Source organism: Streptomyces sp. NPDC059679, from assembly GCF_042734105.1.
GTDB lineage: Bacteria > Actinomycetota > Actinomycetes > Streptomycetales > Streptomycetaceae > Streptomyces.
In genome coordinates this window covers 202,846-218,461 of sequence record NZ_JBHWES010000006.1, presented here as the reverse complement: position 1 = coordinate 218,461, position 15,616 = coordinate 202,846, and the positions used below count along the sequence as shown (strand labels likewise).

Sequence of the window (15,616 nt, the reverse complement as noted above, 5' to 3'; positions counted from 1 at the left end):
CATTCACCTGGCCGACCACCAGGCCGACGCTCTTTGCACAACTCTCTGCACAACAGTACGGCCGCGGCGCCCGATGGGCACCGCGGCCGTAAGCCCTTGAGCGACCTCAGGCCGCCTTGGCCGCCAGCACGTCCATGGCCCGCTGGGTGACCTCGGAGACCTTGCCGAGCGCCGGAATCGTCACGACCTGGCCCTTGGCCTTGTAGTAGTCGATGATCGGCTCCGTCTCGCGGTGGTAGACCTCCAGCCGCTTGCGGACGGTCTCCTCGCTGTCGTCCTCGCGCTGGTACAGCTCGCCGCCGCACTCGTCGCAGACGCCTTCGGCCTTCGGCGGGGCGCCGGTGACATGGAAGACATGGCTGCTGTCATTGCGGCAGATGCGCCGCCCGGCGATACGCCGGACGACCTCGTCCTCGGGGACCTCGAGGTCCAGCACCGCGTCCAGCGAGATCTGGTTCTCCCGGAGGAACTCATCCAGCGCCTCGGCCTGCGCCAGATTGCGCGGGAAGCCGTCCAGCAGAAAGCCCGGCGCGGCGTCCGGCTGGCGCATCCGGTCTTCGGCCATGCCGATGGTGACCTCGTCCGGCACCAGCTGGCCGGCCCGCATGTACTCCTGCGCCTGCCGGCCGAGGGGCGTGCCCTGGCTGATGTTCGCGCGGAAGAGGTCGCCCGTGGAGATGTGCGGGATCGACAGGTTCTTGGCGAGGTACGCGGCCTGCGTACCCTTGCCAGCCCCAGGAGGCCCGACGAGGACGATTCGCATCAGCGGAGGAACCCTTCGTAATGTCGCTGCTGAAGCTGGCTCTCGATCTGCTTCACGGTCTCCAGGCCGACACCCACGATGATCAGGATGCTGGTCCCGCCGAACGGGAAGTTCTGATTCGCCTTGAGCGTCACCAGCGCCACCGTGGGCACCAGGGCGATCAGCCCCAGGTAGAGCGAACCGGGCCACGTAATGCGGTTCAGCACGTAGCTCAGATACTCGGCCGTGGGACGACCTGCCCGGATGCCCGGAATGAACCCACCATACTTCTTCATGTTGTCGGCAACTTCTTCGGGGTTGAAGGAGATGGCCACGTAGAAGAAAGCAAAGAAGACGATGAGCAGGAAGTACGTGGTGATGTAGTACGGGTGGTCGCCCTTGACGAAATTGGTCTGGATCCATTGGGCCCAGCCCGCTTTGGACCCGCTGAACTGAACGATCAGCGCGGGAATGTAGAGCAGCGAGGACGCGAAGATGACGGGAATCACACCCGCCTGGTTGACCTTCATCGGAATGTAGGTCGAGGTGCCGCCATACGAACGACGGCCGATCATGCGCTTCGCGTACTGGACCGGAATGCGGCGCTGGGCCTGCTCGACGAAGACCACCAGGCCGACCATGACCAGGCCACAGGCGACGACCAGGCTGAACTCCAGCCAACCGCCCATGATCTTGCCCTGCTGCTTGATCGTCCACATGGCGCTCGGGAAGCCGGCCGCGATGGAGACGAACATCAGGATCGACATGCCGTTGCCGATGCCGCGGTCGGTGACCAGCTCACCGAGCCACATGATCAGCGCCGTACCCGCGGTCATCGTGATCACCATGACGACCGTGGTGAAGATCGCGTCGTCCTTGACGATCTGGTTGCCGACGTCGCAGGCCTGGAACAGCTGGCCGCTGCGGGCGGTGGCCACCAGGCCGGTGCCCTGCAGAATCGCGAGCGCCACGGTCAGGTAGCGGGTGTACTGTGTGATCTTCGCCTGACCTGACTGGCCCTCCTTCTTGAGGGCTTCGAGGCGCGGGATCACCACGGTCAGCAGCTGCAGGATGATGCTCGCCGTGATGTACGGCATGATCCCGAGCGCGAAGATGGTGATCTGCAGCAGCGCGCCGCCGCTGAACATGTTGACCAGACCGAAGAGCCCCTGCTGACCCTTGGCCTGATCGATGCAGGTCTGGACGTTCTGATAGTTAATGCCCGGGATCGGGACATGTTGCCCGAGCCGGAACAGCACGATGATGCCCAGCGTGAACAGCAGCTTCTTGCGCAGGTCGGGCGTCTTGAACGCCCGGGCGAACGCGGTGAGCACGGTGCCTCCTGCGCCCCCCGCGTCAGCCGCGAGAGGTGGTGGTCTTGAGAATCGACGAATACTTATCGGTCAAGGCCCGCGCGTACACGGGCCGCGCGGAAGGTAACAACGCACGCCACCTTACCGGCGACCTGGCCCCCCTTGGAACGACCAACCGGGGATGCCCCGTATGTGGGGCATCCCCGGCCAGGTGTGCCACCGTTCTCAGACGAGCTCGGTGACCGTGCCTCCAGCGGCGGTGATCTTCTCCTTGGCGGAACCGGAGACGGCGTCGACCGTCACCTGGAGCGCCACGGAGACCTCGCCGGTGCCCAGCACCTTGACGAGCTGGTTCTTGCGAACCGCGCCCTTGGCGACCAGGTCGGCCACCGTGACCTCGCCACCCTGCGGGTAGAGCGCGGCCAGCTTGTCCAGGTTGACGACCTGGTACTCGGTGCGGAACGGGTTCTTGAAGCCCTTGAGCTTCGGGAGCCGCATGTGGAGGGGCATCTGCCCACCCTCGAAGCGATCCGGAACCTGGTAGCGGGCCTTGGTGCCCTTGGTGCCACGACCAGCGGTCTTACCCTTGGACGCCTCACCACGACCGACACGGGTCTTGGCGGTCTTGGCACCCGGGGCGGGCCGGAGGTTGTGGACCTTCAGCGGGTTGTTGCTGTCCGCCATGTCAGTCGACCTCCTCGACCGTCACGAGGTGCCGCACGGTCTTCGCCATGCCGCGGAACTCGGGGCGGTCCTCCTTGACAACCGTGTCGCCCAGCTTCTTCAGGCCGAGCGAGCGCAGGGTGTCGCGGTGGTTCTGCTTGCTGCCGATGTACGACTTCGTCTGCGTGATCTTCAGGCGGGCCATGCTTACGCACCCACCCCGGCACGCGCCCGCAGCAGAGCGGCGGGGGCGACGTCCTCGAGCGGCAGACCACGACGGGCGGCGATCTCCTCGGGGCGCTGAAGCCCCTGGAGAGCGGTCACCGTGGCGTGCACGATGTTGATCGGGTTCGACGAGCCGAGCGACTTGCTCAGCACGTCGTGGATGCCCGCGCACTCCAGCACGGCGCGCACCGGGCCACCGGCGATCACACCGGTACCGGGCGAAGCCGGCTTCAGCAGCACGACGCCCGCGGCCTTCTCGCCCTGGATCGGGTGCGGGATGGTGCCGGCGATCCGGGGGACCTTGAAGAAGTGCTTCTTGGCCTCCTCCACACCCTTGGCGATGGCGGCCGGCACCTCCTTGGCCTTGCCGTAACCGACACCCACGGTGCCGTCACCGTCGCCCACCACGACCAGCGCGGTGAAGCTGAAGCGACGACCACCCTTCACAACCTTGGCGACGCGGTTGATCGCGACAACGCGCTCGACGTAAGCGGTCTTCTCGGCAGCTGAGCCGCCGTCCCGCCGGTCCTTCCGGTCCCGCCGCTCGCCGCCACCGGCGCCGCCACCGCGGCGCTGGGGTCCAGCCATTGGATTTACCTCTCTCGTTTATGTCCGCTGTGCGTAGGGACCTGGGCTAGAACTTCAGCCCGGCCTCGCGGGCGGCGTCCGCCAGAGCGGCGATACGCCCGGCGTACTGGTTACCACCGCGGTCGAACACGACGGCCTCGACGCCCGCCGCCTTGGCCCGCTCGGCAACCAGGGCGCCGACCTGCTTGGCCTGCGCGCTCTTGTCACCCTCGCCGCCACGGATGGACGTGTCCAGGGTCGACGCCGAGGCCAGCGTGTGGCCCGCGATGTCGTCGATGACCTGCGCCACCATGTGACGGTTGGAACGCGTCACGACGAGGCGGGGGCGCTCCGGCGTACCGGAGATCCGCTTGCGGACGCGGATGTGACGGCGCTTGACGGCAGCGGCCTTACGGGCGTCGCCCTTGGCGATCTTCACACCGTATGCCATGGCTTACTTACCAGCCTTTCCGACCTTGCGGCGGATGACCTCGCCCGCGTACTTCACGCCCTTGGCCTTGTAGGGGTCGGGCTTGCGCAGCTTGCGGATGTTCGCGGCGACCTCGCCGACCTTCTGCTTGTCGATGCCCTCGACGCTCAGCTTGGTCGGGGACTCCACCTTGAAGGAGATGCCCTCGGGGGCTTCAACCACGATCGGGTGGCTGTAGCCCAGGGCGAACTCCAGGTTGGAGCCCTTCGCCTGGACGCGGTAACCGACACCGCTGATCTCGAGCGCCTTGCTGTAGCCCTGGGTCACGCCGGTGATCATGTTCGCCACCAGCGTGCGGGACAGGCCGTGCAGGGCCTTGTTCTGACGCTCGTCGTTCGGGCGGATGACAACGAGCGTGTTGTCCTCACCCTTGGCGACCTCGATGGGCGCGGCGACGGTGTGCGAGAGAGAACCCTTGGGGCCCTTCACTGCGACCGTACGGCCATCGATGGTGACGTCCACACCAGCGGGAACCTGGATGGGCAGCCGTCCAATTCGCGACATGGCTCTTCCTCCGTTCCCTGGTTACCAGACGTAGGCGAGGACTTCCCCGCCCACACCCTTCTTGCCTGCCTGCTTGTCGGTGAGCAGCCCGTGCGACGTGGAGATGATCGCCACGCCCAGGCCGCCGAGCACCTTCGGCAGGTTGGTGGACTTTGCGTAGACCCGCAGACCCGGCTTCGAAATCCGCTTGATGCCGGCGATCGAGCGCTCGCGGTTGGGGCCGAACTTCAGCTCGAGGACGAGGTTCTTGCCGACCTCGGCGTCCTCGACCTTCCAGCCGGTGATGTAACCCTCCTGCTGGAGGATCTCCGCGATGTGCGACTTGATCTTGCTGTGGGGCATCACGACGGAGTCGTGGTACGCCGAGTTCGCGTTTCGCAGACGGGTCAGCATGTCTGCGATCGGATCGGTCATGGTCATGATGGCCTTCGGCCTCTCTCGCCGGGGTTTCCTATCTGCGCCATCCCTCTCACCCAACTCAGTGGTGGGCACGGGTGCGGCGCGGGGACCTACGGCGTAGTAAGACGATATTGGGCAGCGGGTGCCCAACCCCACAAGCCTACGGGATTGTGGGGCGGGCTCCCGCCAACCATTTGCTTACCGAGAGTCCTGGTTCCTCCCTCTTAGGGGATTACCAGGAGCTCTTGGTCACGCCCGGCAGCTCGCCACGGTGAGCCATCTCACGGAGGCACACGCGGCACAGGCCGAACTTGCGGTACACGGAGTGGGGCCGGCCGCAGCGCTGGCAGCGGGTGTACCCGCGGACACCGAACTTCGGCTTGCGGGCGGCCTTAGCGATCAGAGCCTTCTTCGCCACGGTCAGTTCTCCTTGAACGGGAAGCCGAGGAGACGAAGCAGGGCGCGGCCTTCCTCGTCGTTGGACGCCGTGGTCACCACGGTGATGTCCATGCCGCGCACCCGGTCGATCTTGTCCTGGTCGATCTCGTGGAACATGACCTGCTCCGTGAGACCGAAGGTGTAGTTGCCCCGGCCGTCGAACTGCTTGGGCGACAGACCACGGAAGTCGCGGATGCGCGGCAGCGCGAGCGACAGCAGGCGGTCCAGGAACTCCCACATGCGGTCACCGCGGAGGGTGACATGGGCACCGATCGGCTGGCCCTCACGCAGCTTGAACTGCGCGATGGACTTGCGGGCCTTGGTGACAGCCGGCTTCTGGCCGGTGATCGTGGCGAGGTCGCGGATGGCGCCCTCGATCAGCTTGGAGTCGCGGGCGGCGTCGCCCACACCCATGTTGACCACGATCTTGGTGAGACCGGGGATCTGCATGACGTTCTCGTAGGAGAACTGGTCCTTCAGCTTGCCCGTGATCTCTTCGCGGTAGCGCAGCTTGAGGCGCGGTGAAGTGGTGGTGGCAGTCATCAGATGTCCTCACCGGTCCGCTTGGCAACGCGGATCTTGTTGCCCTCGTCGTCGAAGCGGTATCCGACGCGGGTGACGACCTTCTTGCCGTCCTTCTCCACCACGAGCTGAACGTTGCTCACGTGGATCGGGGCCTCGGTCGTCACGATGCCACCGGTCTTCGAACCACGAGCGGTCTGGCCGGCCTTGGTGTGCTTCTTGACCCGGTTGACACCCTCGACCAGGACGCGGTCCTCGCGGGGGTAGGCCTGGATGACCTTGCCCTGCTTGCCCTTGTCCTTGCCGGTGATGACCTGAACCAGGTCGCCCTTCTTGATCTTCATCGGTTACAGCACCTCCGGCGCGAGCGAGATGATCTTCATGAACTTCTTCTCGCGCAGCTCACGGCCCACCGGGCCGAAAATACGGGTGCCGCGGGGGTCGCCATCGTTCTTGAGGATGACGGCCGCGTTTTCGTCGAAGCGGATGTACGAACCGTCCGGGCGGCGGCGCTCCTTGACGGTGCGCACGATGACCGCCTTGACGACGTCACCCTTCTTCACGTTGCCACCGGGGATCGCGTCCTTGACGGTGGCGACGATGACGTCACCGATGCCCGCGTAGCGGCGACCGGAACCGCCGAGAACACGGATGCAAAGGATTTCCTTCGCGCCCGTGTTGTCGGCGACGCGCAGTCGCGACTCCTGCTGGATCACGTCTATCTCCTGATCGTCTGCCGGTTCCCGGCAGGGGCCGTGTGTCACGGACCCCTGCCGAGCCTGGCGGAACTGGCCTGAGGGCTGCTGCCCTCAGGGGATTACTTGGCCTTCTCGAGGATCTCGACGACGCGCCAGCGCTTGGTCGCGGACAGCGGCCGGGTCTCCATCAGGAGGACACGGTCGCCGACACCCGCGGCGTTCTGCTCGTCGTGCGCCTTGAGCTTGTTCGTACGGCGGATGACCTTGCCGTACAGGGCGTGCTTGACGCGGTCCTCGACGGCGACGACGACGGTCTTGTCCATCTTGTCGCTGACGACCAGACCCTCACGGGTCTTGCGGAAGCCGCGCTTCTCGTCGTTGTTCTCTGCAGTCACATTCGTCTCGCTCATCAGGCGCTCTCCACCGTCTCGATGCCGAGCTCGCGCTCCCGCATCAGGGTGTAGATCCGGGCGATGTCCTTGCGGACGGCCTTCAGCCGGCCGTGGTTCTCGAGCTGTCCGGTCGCCGCCTGGAAGCGGAGGTTGAACAGCTCTTCCTTGGCCTCACGGAGCTTGCCAACGAGGTCCTCGTTGTTCAGCTCACGCAGCTCGGACGCCTTGGTACCGGCCGCCATCACGACTCACCTGCCTCGCGCCGCACGATCCGGCACTTCATCGGGAGCTTGTGAGCAGCGCGGGTGAGCGCCTCACGCGCAATCTTCTCGTTCGGGTAGGACAGCTCGAACATCACCCGACCGGGCTTGACGTTCGCGATCCACCACTCAGGCGAGCCCTTACCGGAACCCATGCGGGTCTCGGCCGGCTTCTTCGTCAGCGGACGGTCCGGGTAGATGTTGATCCAGACCTTGCCGCCACGCTTGATGTGGCGGGTCATCGCGATACGCGCGGCCTCGATCTGACGGTTGGTGACGTACGCCGGGGTGACGGCCTGAATGCCGTACTCGCCGAACGCCAGCTCCGTGCCGCCCTTGGCCATACCCGACCGCTTCGGGTGGTGCTGCTTGCGGTGCTTGACCCTGCGAGGGATCAGCATGTCGGTCAGGCCTCCGTTCCGGTGCTCTCAGCAGCCGGAGCAGCGGTCGCGGCGGCCTCGGCCTTGGGGGCCTCGGCTGCGGCGTTCTGCTGCTGCGGCTTACGGCCGCGGCCACCGCGGTCGCCGCCACGGCGCTGCGGGCGGTCGCTGCCGCCACCACGCGACGGGCGGTTGCCGGCGCGGGCGGCGGCGTTCTCGGCGCGGACCTCGGCGATGTTCTTGACGTCGCCCTTGTAGATCCAGACCTTCACGCCGATGCGGCCGAACGTAGTACGGGCCTCGAAGAAGCCGTAGTCGACGTTCGCGCGGAGCGTGTGCAGGGGCACCCGGCCCTCGCGGTAGAACTCCGAGCGGGACATCTCGGCGCCGCCGAGACGGCCACCGCACTGGATCTTGATGCCCTTGGCACCGGCCTTCATCGTGCTCTGCATCGACTTGCGCATCGCACGACGGAAGGAGACGCGGGAGGACAGCTGCTCGGCGACGGCCTGGGCCACCAGCTGAGCGTCCACCTCGGGGTTCTTGACCTCGAGGATGTTCAGCTGCACCTGCTTGCCGGTGAGCTTCTCCAGCTCGCCGCGGATACGGTCGGCCTCCGCGCCGCGGCGGCCGATGACGATGCCCGGCCGGGCGGTGTGGATGTCGACGCGGACGCGGTCACGGGTGCGCTCGATCTCCACCTTGGAGATACCGGCGCGCTCCATGCCCTTCGTCATCATCCGGCGGATGGCGACGTCTTCCTTGACGTAGTCCTTGTACAGCTTGTCGGCGTACCAGCGGGACTTGAAGTCCGTGGTGATGCCGAGCCGGAACCCATGCGGGTTAACCTTCTGGCCCATTACCGGGTTCCTTCCTTGCTGCTGACGACCACGGTGATGTGGCTGGTCCGCTTGCGGATCCGGTAGGCGCGGCCCTGGGCCCGCGGACGGAACCGCTTCAGGGTCGGGCCCTCGTCGACGTACGCCTCGGAGATGACGAGGCTGTCGGCGTCGGTGTGGTCGTAGTTGTGCGCGGCGTTGGCAATGGCGCTGTCCAGCACCTTGCCGACCGGCACGCTCGCGGCCTGCGGAGCGAATCGCAGGACCGCCTGAGCCTCCGTGGCACTCATGCCACGGATGAGGTCCACCACGCGGCGGGCCTTCATGGGCGTGACGCGGATGTACCGCGCCTGGGCCCTGGCTTCCATGGTTGTCCCTTCGGTGTCTGTCTGAGTCATTCGCTTGTTCCGCTGATCAGCGACGACGCGACTTGCGGTCGTCCTTCTCATGGCCGCGGAAGGTGCGGGTCGGCGCGAACTCGCCGAGCTTGTGGCCGACCATCGACTCGGTGACGAACACCGGGACGTGCTTGCGGCCGTCGTGCACCGCGATCGTGTGGCCGAGCATGGCCGGGACGATCATCGAGCGGCGGGACCAGGTCTTGATGACGTTCTTGGTGCCGGCTTCGTTCTGGACATCCACCTTCTTGATCAGGTGGTCGTCGACGAAGGGCCCCTTCTTGAGACTGCGCGGCATCTAAACCCGCTCCTAGCGCTTCTTGTTCGTCTTGCGGCGGCGGACGATGTACTTGTTGCTGGCCTTCTTCGGCGAGCGAGTACGACCTTCCTTCTGGCCCCACGGGGAAACCGGGTGGCGACCACCGGAGGTCTTGCCCTCACCACCACCGTGCGGGTGGTCGACCGGGTTCATCACGACACCACGCACGGTCGGGCGGACGCCCTTCCAGCGCATACGGCCGGCCTTGCCCCAGTTGATGTTCGACTGCTCGGCGTTGCCGACCTCGCCGACGGTGGCGCGGCAGCGGATGTCGACCAGGCGGACCTCACCGGAGGGCATGCGCAGATGCGCGAAGGAGCCCTCCTTGGCCAGCAGCTGCACGGAGGCACCCGCGGAGCGGGCGAACTTCGCGCCGCCGCCGGGCCGCAGCTCGATGGCGTGGATCGTGGTACCGACCGGGATGTTGCGCAGCGCCAGGTTGTTGCCCGGCTTGATGTCGGCCCCGGGGCCGTTCTCGACCCGGTCGCCCTGCGACAGGCCGCGCGGCGCGATGATGTAGCGCTTCTCGCCGTCGGCGTAGTGCAGCAGCGCGATACGCGCGGTGCGGTTGGGGTCGTACTCGATGTGTGCGACCTTCGCCGGGACGCCGTCCTTGTCATGACGGCGGAAGTCGATCACGCGGTACGCACGCTTGTGACCGCCACCCTGGTGGCGGACCGTGATGCGGCCGGCGTTGTTACGACCACCCTTGCTGTGCAGCGGGCGGACCAGCGACTTCTCCGGCGTGGACCGCGTGATCTCGACGAAGTCGGCGACGCTGGAGCCACGACGGCCCGGGGTCGTCGGCTTGTACTTGCGGATACCCATTTCTCAGTCCTCGGAAGATTCCGGACTTCTGGACGCTCCGATCTCCGTTAGGAGACCGGGCCGCCGAAGATGTCGATTCGGTCGCCCTCGGCGAGGGTCACGATGGCGCGCTTGGTGTCCTTGCGCTTGCCGAAACCGGTGCGGGTGCGCTTGCGCTTGCCCTGCCGGTTGATCGTGTTGACCCCGGTGACCTTGACCGAGAAGACCGCCTCGACGGCCTGCTTGATCTGGGTCTTGTTCGCGCGCGGGTCGACGATGAACGTGTACTTGTTCTCGTCCAGCAGCGCGTAGCTCTTCTCGGACACGACCGGCTTGACGAGAACGTCGCGGGGGTCCGTGAAGGTCTTGCTGGTGACAGCGGTCGCCTCACTCATCAGGCGGCGCTCCCTTCGGTCTTCTCAGCGGCCTTGGGACCAGCCACGAAGGACTCGAAGGCGGCCTTGGTGAAGACCACGTCGTCGGAGACGAGCACGTCGTACGTGTTCAGCTGGCCCGGCTCCAGGATGTGCACCTGGGGCAGGTTGCGGGCGGACAGCCACGCGGCCTCATCGCTCCGCTCGACGACCAGGAGCAGGTTCTTGCGCTCGCTGATCTTGCCGAACAGGGTCTTGGCGGCCTTGGTGGAGACCTCGCCCTCGATCACGCCGGTCACGACGTGGATACGGCTGTGGCGCGCCCGGTCCGAGAGGGCACCGCGCAGCGCGGCGGCCTTCATCTTCTTCGGGGTGCGCTGGCTGTAGTCGCGCGGCACGGGACCGTGCACGACGCCACCGCCGGCGAACTGCGGCGCGCGGGTCGAGCCCTGACGGGCGCGGCCGGTGCCCTTCTGGCGGTACGGCTTCTTGCCACCGCCGCGGACCTCGCCACGGGTCTTCGTCTTGTGCGTGCCCTGTCGGGCAGCGGCCAGCTGGGCGACGACGACCTGGTGGATCAGCGGAACGCTGACCTGCGCGTCGAAGATCTCCGCGGGGAGCTCGACGGTCCCGGCCTTGTCGCCTGCCGGCGAAAGGATGTCAATGGTGCTCATCGGTTACCTCAGGCCCCCTTGGCCGCGGTACGGACCAGGACGAGGCCGCCGTTCGGACCAGGAACCGCTCCCTTGATCAGGAGCAGACCCTTCTCCGCGTCAACGGCGTGGACGGTCAGGTTCTGGGTGGTGACCCGCTCGTTGCCCATACGGCCGGCCATGCGCAGGCCCTTGAACACGCGGCCCGGGGTGGCGCAGCCACCGATGGAGCCCGGCGAGCGGTGCTTGCGCTGGGTGCCGTGGCCGGCGCCCAGGCCCTTGAAGCCGTGGCGCTTCATGACACCGGCGGTGCCCTTGCCCTTGCTGGTGCCGGTCACATCGACCTTCACACCGGAGTCGAACACCTCGGCCGTGACTTCCTGGCCGAGCGCGTACTCGGAGGCGTCGGCGGTGCGCAGCTCCACCAGGTGGCGGCGCGGGGTCACGTCGGCCTTGGCGAAGTGGCCCTTGAGGGGCTTGTTCACCTTGCGCGGGTCGATCTCGCCGAAGGCGATCTGGACGGCGTCGTAGCCGTCCGAGTCAGCGGTACGGACCTGGGTCACGACACAGGGGCCGGCCTTGACGACGGTGACCGGGACGATGCGGTTGTTCTCGTCCCACACCTGCGTCATGCCGAGCTTCTCGCCCAGGACGCCCTTGATCTGCTTAGCCATCTCGCGCGTCACCTCAGAGCTTGATCTCGATGTCGACGCCGGCCGGCAGGTCGAGACGCATGAGCGAGTCGACGGTCTTCGGCGTGGGGTCGAGGATGTCGATGAGGCGCTTGTGCGTACGCATCTCGAAGTGCTCGCGCGAGTCCTTGTACTTGTGCGGCGACTTGATGACGCAGTACACGTTCTTCTCTGTGGGCAGCGGCACCGGGCCCGCGACCGACGCACCAGTGCGGGTCACCGTCTCGACGATCTTCTTCGCCGAGGAGTCGATGACCTCGTGGTCGTAGGCCTTGAGCCGGATGCGGATCTTCTGTCCCGCCATGGCTGCTTCGTAGTCCTGTCTCTCGTAACGCTCCGGAACCCGGTCGGTTTCCGTCCCTCCCCGCCGCACCTCCGACCCACGCGGTCGGGCGTGTCGCACCCCCTCCGGCAAATCTCGGCATGCGAGATCCCTTATGGAAGAGGGTTGTGGGGGAAGAACACCCACCGGGTGCCTGGCCGGGGCCCCGCTGACACTTCCCGGAAGATTCCCGTACTTCCGCCCCTGATGAGAGGCGACGAGTACTGTGGGACTCGCTTCCGGTCCTCCCGGCGGGAGGCGCGCAGCATCGGCACTCAACCGAGCAACCCGGATAGTCTGCCACACGGGCCGTGCCGGATGCCAATTGGGAAGCGGTGAAGCGTACCCCTGACGGGGGGTTCTTCAAACTCGGCGCGCGCCCCCGAGACCCGAGCACACTGTCACGCGCAAGTGTGCCGATCGGAACGTCACCCCATGTGACCCCGCGCACAACAGGGCCCAAGACCCAACCGGCGCCGATCTCCGCACGTCTCTCTCCAGGGGAACACACGACGCATTCGCACTCCGGGGCACCGTCATGCTCACGCGGCATGCTCACGCGGCCGATTCACCCGCCCCGCTGACACCCCCTGGAAGCGCCCCCATGACCTCCACCGCGCAGGCCCCCAAGCAGACCCGCGGCCCGCGGCGTGCCCGAAGCACCCGCCCCCGAAATGTGGTGGCGGCGCTGGCGGCCGGTGCGGCCCTGATCGCCGGGGTCGCGTTCGCCTTACGCGATGACGGCGGCGACGGCAAGGACGCGGCCCGCGGCGCGGACCCGACAGCCCTGCCGCCCGACGCCATCTCGGCCACCTCCAGACCCCCTCAGCCTGGCTCTCCCGCCACCGCGACCGGCGAGTTCGTCACCGCGAAGTCCTCTGGTGCGGCAATCGGCAAGGGAAGCGATCTGCGGCGGTTCAAGGTCATGGTGGAGAAGGGCACCGGCATCGACGCGAAGCGGGCCGCGGCCGAGATCTCGGCGATCCTGGCCGACAAGCGCGGCTGGACCAGAGACGGCACGCACTCCTTCCAGCTGGTCGCCGACGGCCCCTCCGACTTCGAGGTGAAGATCGCCACCCCGGACACGGTCGACGAGATCTGCGGCGCCGTCGGCCTGGACACCCACGGCGAGGTCAACTGCGACGCCGGCACCCAGATCATGGTCAACCTCAAACGCTGGAACACCGGCTCACCGGAGTTCTCCGGCCCCATCAGCGGCTACCGGGCGCTGATCGTCAACCACGAGGTCGGCCACCGCATCGGCCACGGCCACGAGACCTGCCCGGGGAAGGGCAAACGGGCGCCGGTGATGATGCAGCAGATATACGGGCTCAAGGGCTGTGTCGCGAACGAGTGGCCCTACGAAGCGAAGGGCCGGTACATCGAGGGCCCGGCGGTGCCGTGAGACCACGTGGCCCCACTCCGTATCGCCGCCGAGCGCATAGCCGCATTTGGTTTCAGGCGAAACCGTATCGAATGAACGGACGGCTGTACCGTGGCCTCATGACCGCCGACGCCCCTCGCCGAACCACCGCCTCGCACGCGACCGACCGCCCCGGGGATGCGTCACCGTTCGCTCTCGGCCTGCTGCTCCGCCGGGCACACTGGCACGCGGCCTCGGTGATGACGGAGGCGCTGCGGCCGCTCGGCATCGAGTTGCGGCATTTCGCCGTGCTGATCGAGCTGGTCAACCGTGGGGCGACGGTGCAGCGCGACCTGGCGGCGGCCACGGGGTCGGACAAAGCGGGAATCATGCGGGTCGTGGACGACCTGGAGCGCAAGGGGCTGGTCGTACGAAAGGCCGTTCCGGGGGACCGGCGGGCGCGGGCGGTGGAGATCACGCCTCAGGGACTCGAACTCTTCGAGGCGGCCCATGTGGCGGCGGAGCCGCTGGCTGAGCGACTGGTTGCCGAACTGGGGCCGGGCGAGCCTGAGCGGCTGACGGATCTGCTGACCCGGTTCGCCCACCCCTCAGGGGGCAAGGCGTAAGCGCGCCCATGCAGCCGGCTGCCCGCCGGCCGCATGGGCGCGCCTCGTCTCACGCGGCCTTCGTCTCACGCGGCCTTCGTCTCACGCGGCTTTCGCGGCGAAGCGCTCCGCGAGTTCCTTGGCCATGCCGGCCGCTTCCTCGAAGGCGCGCTCCCGGGAGGCCTCGTAGAGGGGGACCAGTTCTGACATGGCCGGGTTACGGGGGGCCATGGTGAGCTCCGGGACGATGAAGTCGAGGTCCAGGCCGAGGGCGCCCTTGAATACGGCCTCCAGGTAGTTCAGCACGAACTCGAAGCCCTCGCGCGGGGTGCCCGGCGCGTAGGAGCCACCGCGGCTGGCGACGACGGTGACCGGGGTGCCCTGGGCGGAGGGGGCCTCGCCCGCGGTGCGGCCCATCAGGAACACGTTGTCCAGCCACGCCTTGAGAGTCGACGGGATCGAGTAGTTGTGCATGGGGGCGCCGATCAGGACGGCATCCGCCCGCTCCAGTTCCTCGATGAGCTTCTCGCGCGCGGCGAACGCGGCGGACTGCTCCGGAGTGCGCCCGGACGGGGCGGTGAAACCAGCGGACCAGGCGGCGGCGGTGATGTGCGGCACAGGGTCGGCGGCGAGGTCGCGGTAGATCACCGTGCCCTGCGGGTGCTGCTCCTCCCACGCCTTGCGGAAGACGTTCGTGATCGAACGGGACGAGGACACCTCGCCGGGGAGCACGGACGAGTCGATGTGCAGCAGCGTGACCATGGACTTTCTCCAAAGAGTGGCGCCCGAGGCGGGGAACCCGGGGCTGAGGATTGGCGCGCTCGATTTTAGTTACGGTCGCGACGGTATCGAATGATACAATTGCGAGTGTAACGGAGACGGACACGTCGAGCAGCTGGGAGGCAGGCGATCATGGACGTCTACGAGGCGGTCACGAGCCGAAGGGCGGTGCGCGGCTTCATCGACCGGCCAGTCCCGAGGGAGACGCTGGAGCGCGTGCTGTCCGCCGCGGCCCAGTCACCGTCCGGATCGAACATTCAGCCGTGGCACGTCTACGTACTGACCGGCGGGCCGCTGGCCGAGATCAAGAAGCGCGCCTGCGAGCGCTTGTCCGCGGGCGACCCCTGGGACGAGCCGGAGTACGAGCAGTACCCGCCCGCACTGAAGTCCCCGTACCGCGAGCGCCGGTCCGCCTTCGGTGAGCAGCGCTACGGCGCACTCGGCATTCCGCGCGAGGACCTGGAGGCGCGCCAGAGAGCCGCCTCCGCGAACTGGAACTGCTTCGGCGCGCCCGCCGCCCTGTTCTGCTACATCGACCGCGACATGGGCTCGCCCCAATGGGCCGACGCCGGCATGTTTCTGCAGACCGTCATGCTGCTGCTCCGCGCCGAAGGGCTGCACAGCTGCCCACAGATGGCATGGGCGAAGTTCCACCGGAGCGTCGCGGAGGTCCTGTCACCCCCGGACGAGCTCATCCTCTTCTGCGGCATGTCGATCGGGTACGAGGACGTCACGGTGGATGACGCCCGTACGTGCCGGGCGCCGCTCGACGAGACGGTCACGTTCGTCGATGGCCACTGACACCGCCCGCCCTCAGCTGATCAAGTCGCTGTTTCTCGCCGCGTCCGCATAGTTGTTCATGTGGCGCATT

The 15,616-nt window shown here is 67.1% G+C and carries 27 protein-coding genes; 3 read left to right on the top strand and 24 right to left on the bottom strand.

What is annotated here, in order from left to right:
- Positions 1 to 106: 106 nt before the first annotated feature.
- The 23 genes from ACFV2X_RS10285 to rpsJ form a co-directional block, all read right to left on the bottom strand.
- The gene (locus ACFV2X_RS10285; protein ID WP_385613879.1) at positions 107 to 763 is read right to left on the bottom strand and encodes an adenylate kinase; all 657 of its coding nucleotides are present in this window, start codon (positions 761 to 763) and stop codon (positions 107 to 109) included.
- A complete protein-coding gene (gene secY / locus ACFV2X_RS10280; RefSeq protein ID WP_385613877.1) occupies positions 763 to 2,076 on the bottom strand; it encodes a preprotein translocase subunit SecY in 1,314 nt (437 codons plus the stop codon). The genes ACFV2X_RS10285 and secY overlap by 1 nt, the downstream gene beginning before the upstream one ends.
- Positions 2,077 to 2,280: 204 nt before the next feature.
- Positions 2,281 to 2,739: a 50S ribosomal protein L15 gene (gene rplO, locus ACFV2X_RS10275; RefSeq protein ID WP_353592316.1), complete on the bottom strand. Its 459-nt coding sequence runs from the start codon at positions 2,737 to 2,739 to the stop codon at positions 2,281 to 2,283.
- A gap of 1 nt (position 2,740) precedes the next feature.
- Entirely contained in the window at positions 2,741 to 2,923 is a 183-nt protein-coding gene (gene rpmD, locus ACFV2X_RS10270; RefSeq protein ID WP_014178783.1) for a 50S ribosomal protein L30, read from the bottom strand.
- A gap of 2 nt (positions 2,924 to 2,925) precedes the next feature.
- Positions 2,926 to 3,531 (bottom strand): 30S ribosomal protein S5, encoded by a 606-nt coding sequence (gene rpsE, locus ACFV2X_RS10265; protein ID WP_089509688.1) that lies wholly within the window; start codon positions 3,529 to 3,531, stop codon positions 2,926 to 2,928.
- 46 nt (positions 3,532 to 3,577) lie between these two features.
- Positions 3,578 to 3,961: a 50S ribosomal protein L18 gene (gene rplR / locus ACFV2X_RS10260; RefSeq protein WP_014178781.1), complete on the bottom strand. Its 384-nt coding sequence runs from the start codon at positions 3,959 to 3,961 to the stop codon at positions 3,578 to 3,580.
- Positions 3,962 to 3,964: 3 nt separating this feature from the next.
- Positions 3,965 to 4,504 (bottom strand): 50S ribosomal protein L6, encoded by a 540-nt coding sequence (gene rplF, locus ACFV2X_RS10255; protein WP_089509689.1) that lies wholly within the window; start codon positions 4,502 to 4,504, stop codon positions 3,965 to 3,967.
- Positions 4,505 to 4,525: 21 nt separating this feature from the next.
- Positions 4,526 to 4,924: a 30S ribosomal protein S8 gene (gene rpsH / locus ACFV2X_RS10250; RefSeq protein ID WP_014178779.1), complete on the bottom strand. Its 399-nt coding sequence runs from the start codon at positions 4,922 to 4,924 to the stop codon at positions 4,526 to 4,528.
- 211 nt (positions 4,925 to 5,135) lie between these two features.
- Positions 5,136 to 5,321 (bottom strand): type Z 30S ribosomal protein S14, encoded by a 186-nt coding sequence (locus ACFV2X_RS10245; RefSeq protein ID WP_003948630.1) that lies wholly within the window; start codon positions 5,319 to 5,321, stop codon positions 5,136 to 5,138.
- A gap of 2 nt (positions 5,322 to 5,323) precedes the next feature.
- Positions 5,324 to 5,884, bottom strand: a complete 561-nt coding sequence (rplE, locus tag ACFV2X_RS10240) for a 50S ribosomal protein L5 (protein ID WP_358631183.1) — start codon at positions 5,882 to 5,884, stop codon at positions 5,324 to 5,326.
- The gene (rplX, locus tag ACFV2X_RS10235; protein WP_319688008.1) at positions 5,884 to 6,207 is read right to left on the bottom strand and encodes a 50S ribosomal protein L24; all 324 of its coding nucleotides are present in this window, start codon (positions 6,205 to 6,207) and stop codon (positions 5,884 to 5,886) included. The genes rplE and rplX overlap by 1 nt, the downstream gene beginning before the upstream one ends.
- A gap of 3 nt (positions 6,208 to 6,210) precedes the next feature.
- Entirely contained in the window at positions 6,211 to 6,579 is a 369-nt protein-coding gene (gene rplN / locus ACFV2X_RS10230; RefSeq protein WP_003998823.1) for a 50S ribosomal protein L14, read from the bottom strand.
- 101 nt (positions 6,580 to 6,680) lie between these two features.
- On the bottom strand, positions 6,681 to 6,971 hold the full coding sequence (gene rpsQ / locus ACFV2X_RS10225; RefSeq protein ID WP_385613870.1) for a 30S ribosomal protein S17: 291 nt from the start codon (positions 6,969 to 6,971) through the stop codon (positions 6,681 to 6,683).
- The gene (gene rpmC / locus ACFV2X_RS10220; protein ID WP_009715874.1) at positions 6,971 to 7,195 is read right to left on the bottom strand and encodes a 50S ribosomal protein L29; all 225 of its coding nucleotides are present in this window, start codon (positions 7,193 to 7,195) and stop codon (positions 6,971 to 6,973) included. The genes rpsQ and rpmC overlap by 1 nt, the downstream gene beginning before the upstream one ends.
- Positions 7,195 to 7,614, bottom strand: a complete 420-nt coding sequence (gene rplP / locus ACFV2X_RS10215) for a 50S ribosomal protein L16 (RefSeq protein ID WP_065963000.1) — start codon at positions 7,612 to 7,614, stop codon at positions 7,195 to 7,197. Before rplP ends, rpmC begins: the two co-directional genes overlap by 1 nt.
- A gap of 5 nt (positions 7,615 to 7,619) precedes the next feature.
- On the bottom strand, positions 7,620 to 8,453 hold the full coding sequence (gene rpsC / locus ACFV2X_RS10210; RefSeq protein ID WP_089509693.1) for a 30S ribosomal protein S3: 834 nt from the start codon (positions 8,451 to 8,453) through the stop codon (positions 7,620 to 7,622).
- A complete protein-coding gene (gene rplV, locus ACFV2X_RS10205) occupies positions 8,453 to 8,800 on the bottom strand; it encodes a 50S ribosomal protein L22 (protein ID WP_014054168.1) in 348 nt (115 codons plus the stop codon). Before rplV ends, rpsC begins: the two co-directional genes overlap by 1 nt.
- 46 nt (positions 8,801 to 8,846) lie before the next feature.
- On the bottom strand, positions 8,847 to 9,128 hold the full coding sequence (gene rpsS / locus ACFV2X_RS10200; protein ID WP_014178772.1) for a 30S ribosomal protein S19: 282 nt from the start codon (positions 9,126 to 9,128) through the stop codon (positions 8,847 to 8,849).
- Positions 9,129 to 9,140: 12 nt separating this feature from the next.
- A complete protein-coding gene (rplB, locus tag ACFV2X_RS10195) occupies positions 9,141 to 9,977 on the bottom strand; it encodes a 50S ribosomal protein L2 (protein WP_065962996.1) in 837 nt (278 codons plus the stop codon).
- A gap of 47 nt (positions 9,978 to 10,024) precedes the next feature.
- Positions 10,025 to 10,351, bottom strand: a complete 327-nt coding sequence (gene rplW / locus ACFV2X_RS10190) for a 50S ribosomal protein L23 (RefSeq protein ID WP_030835099.1) — start codon at positions 10,349 to 10,351, stop codon at positions 10,025 to 10,027.
- Positions 10,351 to 11,004, bottom strand: a complete 654-nt coding sequence (gene rplD, locus ACFV2X_RS10185; protein WP_014178769.1) for a 50S ribosomal protein L4 — start codon at positions 11,002 to 11,004, stop codon at positions 10,351 to 10,353. The genes rplW and rplD overlap by 1 nt, the downstream gene beginning before the upstream one ends.
- A gap of 8 nt (positions 11,005 to 11,012) precedes the next feature.
- Complete coding sequence (gene rplC / locus ACFV2X_RS10180; RefSeq protein WP_089509866.1) at positions 11,013 to 11,657, bottom strand: 50S ribosomal protein L3; 645 nt, start codon at positions 11,655 to 11,657, stop codon at positions 11,013 to 11,015.
- Positions 11,658 to 11,670: 13 nt separating this feature from the next.
- The gene (gene rpsJ / locus ACFV2X_RS10175) at positions 11,671 to 11,979 is read right to left on the bottom strand and encodes a 30S ribosomal protein S10 (protein ID WP_003948644.1); all 309 of its coding nucleotides are present in this window, start codon (positions 11,977 to 11,979) and stop codon (positions 11,671 to 11,673) included.
- Between the two features lie 622 nt (positions 11,980 to 12,601).
- Between rpsJ and ACFV2X_RS10170 the strand changes: the two genes are divergently transcribed.
- Both ACFV2X_RS10170 and ACFV2X_RS10165 read left to right on the top strand, forming a co-directional pair.
- Entirely contained in the window at positions 12,602 to 13,402 is an 801-nt protein-coding gene (locus tag ACFV2X_RS10170) for a DUF3152 domain-containing protein (protein ID WP_385613865.1), read from the top strand.
- A gap of 98 nt (positions 13,403 to 13,500) precedes the next feature.
- Positions 13,501 to 13,986: a MarR family winged helix-turn-helix transcriptional regulator gene (locus ACFV2X_RS10165; protein WP_385613862.1), complete on the top strand. Its 486-nt coding sequence runs from the start codon at positions 13,501 to 13,503 to the stop codon at positions 13,984 to 13,986.
- Positions 13,987 to 14,067: 81 nt separating this feature from the next.
- Here ACFV2X_RS10165 and ACFV2X_RS10160 read toward each other — a convergent pair whose 3' ends face one another.
- Positions 14,068 to 14,727, bottom strand: a complete 660-nt coding sequence (locus tag ACFV2X_RS10160; RefSeq protein ID WP_385613860.1) for an FMN-dependent NADH-azoreductase — start codon at positions 14,725 to 14,727, stop codon at positions 14,068 to 14,070.
- A 150-nt stretch (positions 14,728 to 14,877) separates the two neighbouring features.
- Here ACFV2X_RS10160 and ACFV2X_RS10155 point away from each other — a divergent pair, with 150 nt between their 5' ends.
- Positions 14,878 to 15,546, top strand: a complete 669-nt coding sequence (locus tag ACFV2X_RS10155; protein ID WP_385613859.1) for a nitroreductase — start codon at positions 14,878 to 14,880, stop codon at positions 15,544 to 15,546.
- Positions 15,547 to 15,616 lie beyond the last annotated feature (70 nt).

What these genes read in the sequence shown, in the direction of transcription:
- ACFV2X_RS10285 (WP_385613879.1), bottom strand. Translation starts at nt 763, where the DNA reads ATGCGAATCGTCCTCGTCGGGCCTCCTGGGGCTGGCAAGGGTACGCAG.
- rplO (WP_353592316.1), bottom strand. Translation starts at nt 2,739, where the DNA reads ATGGCGGACAGCAACAACCCGCTGAAGGTCCACAACCTCCGGCCCGCC.
- rpmD (WP_014178783.1), bottom strand. Translation starts at nt 2,923, where the DNA reads ATGGCCCGCCTGAAGATCACGCAGACGAAGTCGTACATCGGCAGCAAG.
- rpsE (WP_089509688.1), bottom strand. Translation starts at nt 3,531, where the DNA reads ATGGCTGGACCCCAGCGCCGCGGTGGCGGCGCCGGTGGCGGCGAGCGG.
- rplR (WP_014178781.1), bottom strand. Translation starts at nt 3,961, where the DNA reads ATGGCATACGGTGTGAAGATCGCCAAGGGCGACGCCCGTAAGGCCGCT.
- rplF (WP_089509689.1), bottom strand. Translation starts at nt 4,504, where the DNA reads ATGTCGCGAATTGGACGGCTGCCCATCCAGGTTCCCGCTGGTGTGGAC.
- rpsH (WP_014178779.1), bottom strand. Translation starts at nt 4,924, where the DNA reads ATGACCATGACCGATCCGATCGCAGACATGCTGACCCGTCTGCGAAAC.
- rplE (WP_358631183.1), bottom strand. Translation starts at nt 5,884, where the DNA reads ATGACTGCCACCACCACTTCACCGCGCCTCAAGCTGCGCTACCGCGAA.
- rplX (WP_319688008.1), bottom strand. Translation starts at nt 6,207, where the DNA reads ATGAAGATCAAGAAGGGCGACCTGGTTCAGGTCATCACCGGCAAGGAC.
- rpsQ (WP_385613870.1), bottom strand. Translation starts at nt 6,971, where the DNA reads ATGAGCGAGACGAATGTGACTGCAGAGAACAACGACGAGAAGCGCGGC.
- rpmC (WP_009715874.1), bottom strand. Translation starts at nt 7,195, where the DNA reads ATGGCGGCCGGTACCAAGGCGTCCGAGCTGCGTGAGCTGAACAACGAG.
- rplP (WP_065963000.1), bottom strand. Translation starts at nt 7,614, where the DNA reads ATGCTGATCCCTCGCAGGGTCAAGCACCGCAAGCAGCACCACCCGAAG.
- rpsC (WP_089509693.1), bottom strand. Translation starts at nt 8,453, where the DNA reads ATGGGCCAGAAGGTTAACCCGCATGGGTTCCGGCTCGGCATCACCACG.
- rplV (WP_014054168.1), bottom strand. Translation starts at nt 8,800, where the DNA reads ATGGAAGCCAGGGCCCAGGCGCGGTACATCCGCGTCACGCCCATGAAG.
- rpsS (WP_014178772.1), bottom strand. Translation starts at nt 9,128, where the DNA reads ATGCCGCGCAGTCTCAAGAAGGGGCCCTTCGTCGACGACCACCTGATC.
- rplB (WP_065962996.1), bottom strand. Translation starts at nt 9,977, where the DNA reads ATGGGTATCCGCAAGTACAAGCCGACGACCCCGGGCCGTCGTGGCTCC.
- rplW (WP_030835099.1), bottom strand. Translation starts at nt 10,351, where the DNA reads ATGAGTGAGGCGACCGCTGTCACCAGCAAGACCTTCACGGACCCCCGC.
- rplD (WP_014178769.1), bottom strand. Translation starts at nt 11,004, where the DNA reads ATGAGCACCATTGACATCCTTTCGCCGGCAGGCGACAAGGCCGGGACC.
- rplC (WP_089509866.1), bottom strand. Translation starts at nt 11,657, where the DNA reads ATGGCTAAGCAGATCAAGGGCGTCCTGGGCGAGAAGCTCGGCATGACG.
- rpsJ (WP_003948644.1), bottom strand. Translation starts at nt 11,979, where the DNA reads ATGGCGGGACAGAAGATCCGCATCCGGCTCAAGGCCTACGACCACGAG.
- ACFV2X_RS10170 (WP_385613865.1), top strand. Translation starts at nt 12,602, where the DNA reads ATGACCTCCACCGCGCAGGCCCCCAAGCAGACCCGCGGCCCGCGGCGT.
- ACFV2X_RS10165 (WP_385613862.1), top strand. Translation starts at nt 13,501, where the DNA reads ATGACCGCCGACGCCCCTCGCCGAACCACCGCCTCGCACGCGACCGAC.
- ACFV2X_RS10160 (WP_385613860.1), bottom strand. Translation starts at nt 14,727, where the DNA reads ATGGTCACGCTGCTGCACATCGACTCGTCCGTGCTCCCCGGCGAGGTG.
- ACFV2X_RS10155 (WP_385613859.1), top strand. Translation starts at nt 14,878, where the DNA reads ATGGACGTCTACGAGGCGGTCACGAGCCGAAGGGCGGTGCGCGGCTTC.